At 67.2% G+C, this 6,262-nt stretch carries 6 protein-coding genes; 2 read left to right on the plus strand and 4 right to left on the minus strand.

The window, feature by feature from the left end:
• The first annotated feature begins 164 nt into the window (after positions 1 to 164).
• Both LFM09_RS48385 and LFM09_RS48390 read left to right on the plus strand, forming a co-directional pair.
• Positions 165 to 1,088 carry a heme o synthase gene (locus tag LFM09_RS48385; RefSeq protein ID WP_414103421.1) on the plus strand — a complete coding sequence of 308 codons (924 nt, stop codon included), beginning with the start codon at positions 165 to 167 and terminating at the stop codon, positions 1,086 to 1,088.
• Positions 1,089 to 1,110: 22 nt separating this feature from the next.
• Positions 1,111 to 2,988 (plus strand): hypothetical protein, encoded by a 1,878-nt coding sequence (locus LFM09_RS48390; protein ID WP_414103422.1) that lies wholly within the window; start codon positions 1,111 to 1,113, stop codon positions 2,986 to 2,988.
• On the opposite strand, the gene LFM09_RS48395 is transcribed toward LFM09_RS48390, so the two are convergent.
• From LFM09_RS48395 to LFM09_RS48410, 4 genes are read right to left on the minus strand one after another with little or no spacing between them, the layout of a single operon-like run.
• Positions 2,981 to 3,334 (minus strand): hypothetical protein, encoded by a 354-nt coding sequence (locus LFM09_RS48395; RefSeq protein ID WP_414103423.1) that lies wholly within the window; start codon positions 3,332 to 3,334, stop codon positions 2,981 to 2,983. The two genes, LFM09_RS48390 and LFM09_RS48395, sit on opposite strands and share 8 nt — an antisense overlap.
• Positions 3,298 to 3,948, minus strand: coding sequence for an HD family phosphohydrolase (locus LFM09_RS48400; protein WP_414103424.1), 651 nt, complete (start codon positions 3,946 to 3,948; stop codon positions 3,298 to 3,300). The genes LFM09_RS48395 and LFM09_RS48400 overlap by 37 nt, the downstream gene beginning before the upstream one ends.
• A gap of 50 nt (positions 3,949 to 3,998) precedes the next feature.
• The gene (locus LFM09_RS48405; protein ID WP_414103425.1) at positions 3,999 to 4,646 is read right to left on the minus strand and encodes a hypothetical protein; all 648 of its coding nucleotides are present in this window, start codon (positions 4,644 to 4,646) and stop codon (positions 3,999 to 4,001) included.
• Positions 4,647 to 4,652: 6 nt separating this feature from the next.
• Complete coding sequence (locus LFM09_RS48410) at positions 4,653 to 5,591, minus strand: hypothetical protein (protein WP_414103426.1); 939 nt, start codon at positions 5,589 to 5,591, stop codon at positions 4,653 to 4,655.
• Between the last annotated feature and the right edge of the window lie 671 nt (positions 5,592 to 6,262).

Consider the following 6,262-nt stretch of genomic DNA (forward strand, 5'->3'; position numbering starts at 1 on the left):
TCCTCCGGCCAGCCTAGTCCTGAGAGATTCAGATGTTGCTCTGAAAGGTCCCAGGCGGGTGTGTGCCGAGGCACACCAGCACCCGAACGGGCTGTGAATTCTTTGCGCGGTTACCATCAGTCGCTGGTTTTCCCACCACTTGCGACACGAGGAGCGTTCACGCGATGAGTGCCGTCCTCGAGGCTGGCCCCAGGTCGCCTCGTCAGGTTGTTGGCGCCTATGTGGCACTCACCAAGCCGCGGGTCATCGAGCTCCTGCTCATCACGACGATCCCCGCGATGCTCCTGGCCCAGCACGGTCTCCCGCCGCTGTGGCTGATCGCCTGCACCCTGACCGGCGGCACCCTCGCCGCGGGGTCGGCAAATGCCCTCAACTGCTTCGTCGACGCCGACATCGACTCGGTCATGAAGCGGACGGCGGCCAGGCCGTTGGCCCACAACGCCATCCCGCCGCGCAACGCCCTGATCTTCGGCGTGGTCCTCGGCGTCGTCTCGTTCGCGTTCCTCTGGATCTTCGTCAACCTGATGTCCGCCGCTTTCGCGGTGGCGACGATCCTCTTCTACATCTTCGTCTACACGCTGGTGCTCAAGCGCCGCACCTCCCAGAACATCATCTGGGGCGGCATGGCGGGCTGCATGCCCGTGATCATCGGCTGGTCGGCGGTGACGGGCACCGTCGAGTGGCCGGCGCTGGTCATGTTCGGCGTGATCTTCTTCTGGACTCCGCCGCACACCTGGGCCCTCGCGATGAAGTTCAAGGAGGACTACGCCCGAGCAGGCGTGCCGATGCTGCCGGTGGTGGCCACAGCTCAGCAGGTGACGCGGCAGATCGTCATCTACAGCTGGATCACCGTCGTCTGCACCCTGGCGCTGGCCCCCGTCACCTCGTGGATCTACGTGGCCGTGGCGGCCCTGTCCGGCGTGTGGTTCGCCGTCTTCGCGCACAAGCTGCACAACGTCGTGCGCCGCGGCGGTTCCACGAACACGATGAAGTTCTTCCACATGTCGAACCTCTACCTGATGCTCGTGTTCTGCGGTCTCGCCGTGGACGCGGTGGTCGGGTTGCCGGTGCTGGGCTGGCCGTTCTAGCTGCACCTCCAGGCGTACGGCTGTGGCGCCCGTTGAGTTCACCGTCTCCGGCGGCGAAGGCTCGCCGCTGGAGTTCGTCGCCGCGCTCTTCTCGTCCCACTCGCTGCTCGTCCTGACCGATCCTGGCGGGTGGGCGCAGGTCAGCCAGGGGCTCGCGGTCGGATCGGCGGCTTCCACGCTCGTGTCGACGCGCGTGCGAGATCTGCGGTTCGCCGTTGTGGATCTCCGGCACTTCCCGTCGGCTTCGGATCTGCCTTCTTTGTCAGACGTCCCCGGCGACGTGGTGGCATTGCACGACACGCGCTCGTGGGACACCACTCCGGTCGTGCAGGCGTTGCGCGGGCTCGGGCGGCCGGTCGTGCTCTTCACCGCCGCACACACGTGGGTGTCCGGTGTGGACCCTTCAACGGTGCTGATGGGGTGGAGTGCGCCGCACGTCGTGCTGGCGACGCCTCTCGGGGTTGGTGAGGGTCGCGTCGAGGACGTCGTCTGGCAGTTCCGGGAGCGGGAACGCCGGGGGATGGTGACCTACACCGCGCTGCCTTCGCCGCCGGCTCCCGTTGAAGATCGCGCGGTCACCGTCATGGTCGCGCTGCCCGGTGCGACGGAGGGGATCGCGGGGTCGTTGCGGCCCGGTTCCGACTACGAGGTGTGGGTGCACGTCGGGGCGCATCCGGATCCGTTGCCCGGCGACCTGGAACTGCGGGCGGTGCTCAGCATGTCCGGGCGTGAGGTGCAGGTCGAGCCGTTCGTGCTGCCGGCCGAGGGCTCCAGTCCGTGGGTGAGCTTCCCGGTCACGACTCCTTACGCGGCGGTGCCGTGGAGCGGTGAGGTGCTCATCTACCGCGGCGTGGTGCCGGTGCACGTGCGGCAGGTCGTGCTGCCGGTCGGGGCGGGCGAGTCTCGTGCCGTGGTGCGGCATCAGCTCTCGCGGACGTTCGCGGATCTTGAGGCGCTGTCCGGGCGGGTGGCGTCGATCATGGTCGTGGGGCAGCGGGCGCTGGTGGCCGCTGGTGGTCCTGTGCCGGCCTGGATCAGCTTGGACGGTGTCGAGCCGCCGTCCGTCTCGGGGCTGGATCCCTGGTACGGCAAGGACTTCCCGTCGTTCTGCGCGGATCTCGCTTCGCTGGCGGTGCGGGGTGCGGCTTTGCGCGAACGGCTCGGTGTGGCGATCCGGCGCGGCGGGGTGATCACGGTGATCGGCGAGACCTCCGTGCCGTGGGCGCTTGTGTACGACCTGCCGTTCGTTGACGGGCCGTATCGCGTGTGTGCGTCCGTGGCGCGGTTCGGTCCGTTCGGTGCCGGGGGAGCGGTGCCCGCGGACTGCCCCGAACCGGATCACAGCGGGAACGTGTTGTGCCCCTTCGGGTTCTGGGGGCTGTCGAGCGTGCTGGAGCAGCCGGCCGGGCCGTTGGCGTGGCAGGTGTCGCCTCAGCCGCGGCCGGTCGAGGTGACGGTGGCCGTTGATCCTTCACTGGATCGGACGCTCATCCAGCGGCACGTGTCCGAGCTGATGTCGTTCCTCTCGCCGGAGTCCGTCTCGTCCGCCTATGTCAGTCCGTCTGCGTTGGTGGGTGCGTTGGAGGAGGAGCGTGCGGATGTCGCGCACCTCGTCTACGACTCACTGGAGGCCGCTTCGGTCGAGGGCTGGCGTGAGCGGCCGTTGGTGGTGACCACGTTCCCGGCGGTGCACCTGGCGTTTGGGAACGTGGTGTGCCCGCTGGTCGCTGTCGACCAGGGCATGGCGGGGTGGGTGAGCGGCATGCTGCTGGCCCGGCTGGCGGAGGGGATGCCCGCCGGCGAGGCGTTGCGGCAGACGCGCTGGGAGATGCTCGGGCGCGGCAACGTCATGGGGCTCGCCTACTCGTTGCACGCCGGCGCGGACCTGCGTCTCAGGTGACCTTGAGGTAGACCGTCCCGGCGCGGCTCACGGCCGTGCGCGCGAGGCTGGAGAGTTCGCTGAGGTGCGCGAACGCGTCGTGGAAGTCCATGTCGACGAGAGGCGCCCAGCTGAGTGCGACGTCGTGCATGCGTGCGGGGTCGGCTTTGACGAGCTGGTCGACGAGTGCTCGCGGCAGGGCGAACACGCCGTCTTCCGGCAGCGGTTCCCTGACCTCGTTGAACACCTCGTGCCACACGACGACGGCTTCACGTGCGTCGTAGTCGCCGGCTTTGAGGGACTCGTTGCCGTCTTTGACGAAGAACGTGCTCAGGACGCCACCTTGGTCAGCAGGTCCTCGACGCACGGGTCGTCGAGGGACTCAACGATGCACTGCCACAGCGAGAGGTTCGCCTCGGCCCACTTGGTGTAGGTCGCGGCAGCCTCCGCATCGTAGAAGTAGTAGCCCTCGTCGGCCTTGCCCACCTGCTCGCCCACGATCTTGTACGCGAGCTCCTTGAGCGTGATGCCGTTCTCCTGCAGGTACTTGTGCGCCAGGACGACCGGCGTCACCGGCAGCGCCTTGAACAGCGTGTCCGCGTCTGAGAGAGCCTGCGCCTCCAGCGAGATGTCGCGACTGCGGGTGCGCATCTCGGCCTCGACGACGATCCGCTCGATCCACTCGATGTCGCCGATGCAGACGCCGGCGACGAACAGGACCTTCCTGCGCAGAGCCGCGCCGTCGGTCGGCAGCGAGTTGCGGCGGACCATGTAGTTCAGGTCGTGCACCAGTGCGGCGACCTCGACGATGTCCTCCGCGGAGCCGTTGCGCTGGGCGAAGTGCACCGCCTTGTCGCGCACGAAGCTCACGTGGTGCCAGCCGTGGAACTGCAGCTTCGCGGCCAGGTCCTCGCACAGCCGCCTCACGCGCTGCTCCACGTCCGCGATGACCGATCTCGGAATCGTTGTGCGCGTACGCATCATCAGCCCTCCCGACCAGGTGGGCTGATGGTAGGCGTGTTCGCTTCGGTTTAGAGGTTGTTCGTCAGATCCTCCAGTCGTTCCTCGACCGGCACGTGCCGGTGGCTCATCCCGGTGTCCGGGTCGTAGCTGAGGCTCCACGGCGTGACGGCACGTGACTTGACCAGGAACGTCATCGTGCCTTCCGCCGCGCGTGGGATGCGGTGGAACTCGTGCGAGAGCATCGTCCCGGTGGTGCCCTCGGTGCACTGAGTGCGGTTCGTGAGTTCCGTGGCGATGACCGTGCGACCGCCGACGCCGAGCCGGGCGTCAAAACGTTCGTGCAGGTAGGCGCCGCTCAGGATGGTGGTGCAGAAGTGGTACCGGTGGTTGTGGACCGAGTCCGCGTACCCGGTGCGCCAGTCCGCGAGCGGTTTGTACTCGTGCAGCCAGAACGTGAACGGTTCGTCCGGTTCGTCTCTGAGGCACCACGCGAAGTGCGTCGTCGTCTCGCGCGAGTGCGCAATCACCCAGGTCGCCTGCTGCGGCGTGAGCCCGTCGATGTACGCGCGGAGCTCCCTGCGCAGGTCCGGCCGGGCCGCCCACTCGCGGAACCACACGCCGACGTCGTGCCAATGATCGACGACGGGAAAATCGGCGCACTGCACCCGAGCGGCGAGCTCCTCGAGCGCGGACAACCCGGTGAACTCGGCTAGCAAGATCGATCAGCTCCTCAACTGAGCAGATGCGGAGAATTCGCGGCGGAATGCGTGGAACTTCTCCAGGAGCTCCACATACCCGTCATTGGTGAGAGTCTCGCCGGTGATCTTCTCGAACAACGCCAGGAAGTCGTCCCTGCTGGTTCCCGGCGTGATGACGAAGTGATATCCGGCCTTGGAATTGCTGATCCGCAGGAACTCGGCGCGCTCCATCGCGTACAGGAACGAACTCTCGGTGAACCTGAGCGTCCTGGGATAGGGTCGCAGCACGCCGGCGGTGTTGCTGTAGAGCGTCAACCAGGCCGAGTCGTCGAACAACTCGAGCCGATCGAGCGGCGGATCCGAAATGATCGTGACGTCGATCCGGCTGCACCTGCTTCGCGCCGCGTACAGCCCGACGAGCCCGATGCCGATCTGCTCCTTGAGCTTCTTCTGGATCTCGTCGTAGTCGCCGTCCGCCCCTTCGTTCCTGAGCAGATACCGCGCCCGCCCGCTGATCGCGTTGTCGTCGCGCGGGTCCGCCAACACGGCCCTGAGCTCGCATTCCGTCTGGGAGAGCAACACCCGCCCGGCCGCGTACCGCCCAGCGAACCCGCGGAAGCAGTACAGCCGCGTCCGCTCCAGGTCCTGCATCATGAGCTGGTTGAACACCGGATCGGGTTTGGCCGTCGGCTCGAACACGTGACTGGGAAAGAACTCCCGGTCAAGCGCCCGGTACTCCTGCGTCAGCTCGTTGAGCGCCTTGCGACTCTCCTCGATGACCGGAGCCAGGAGAGCCTTCTGCGCGGCTTTCGACGTGATCAACGTCTGCGTGAAGCTCACCACCGCCGATATGAGCGTGCCCGTCCCCACCGCTGTCAGGAAGTTTCGCGCCGCCCCGGAATCCATTTGACTGGAAATGGCCAGCGACGCCCCGGACGTCACGATGAGTATGAGGAGGAGCAACCCGGTCCGAGTCCAAAACAACTCCTGGATCAGGTTGCTGCGGATGCCTCCGGCCTCCGCGGACACAACTCCCACCTCCTGGGTCACCTCAACGGCTGCTACCCGAACGGACGAATGCGGTCGGTGTCCGATCAAGTGCGCGGAGTTACTGTACGCGTCGGTCAAAAGATAAGGAAGCTGCTATTCGTGCGACATTTAGAACCGGAATAACCGCCCTTGAGCCCAGTCGTCAGCCCGCACTCGTGCACTTCGGTGACACCCTGTCGCTGCCCACCCCGAACGAGTCGGATGAGGGTGACCCACCCACCCGAACGCACCCACACGCCGTGTCTTAGCCCGCTCGGCGCCGGTGGGGGTTGGTCCGGAAGGTCGAGCGAGGGTGGGCGGGGCTGGGGGCCTGCGGGGGCGGTGGGTGGTCGGTCGGCGGGTCGGTCGGTCGGCGGGTCGGCGGGTCGGCGGGTCGGTGGTCGGTCGGCGGGTCGGTGGTCGGTCGGCGGGTTGGCGGGTCGGTGGTCGGTCGGCGGGTCGGTGGGTGGTCGGCGTGCGGTTGCCGGGCGCGGTCGGCTTGCGTTGGCGGACGTCGGGTCCCAGTCGGGCGGGTCGGCTTGCGTGCGCTGGTCGCGTTTCAGCGGGGTGGTCACTGCCGTGCGGGCGGTCGCCTTGCGTGCGTG

The organism is Lentzea alba, from assembly GCF_047445655.1.
Classification (GTDB): domain Bacteria; phylum Actinomycetota; class Actinomycetes; order Mycobacteriales; family Pseudonocardiaceae; genus Lentzea; species Lentzea alba_A.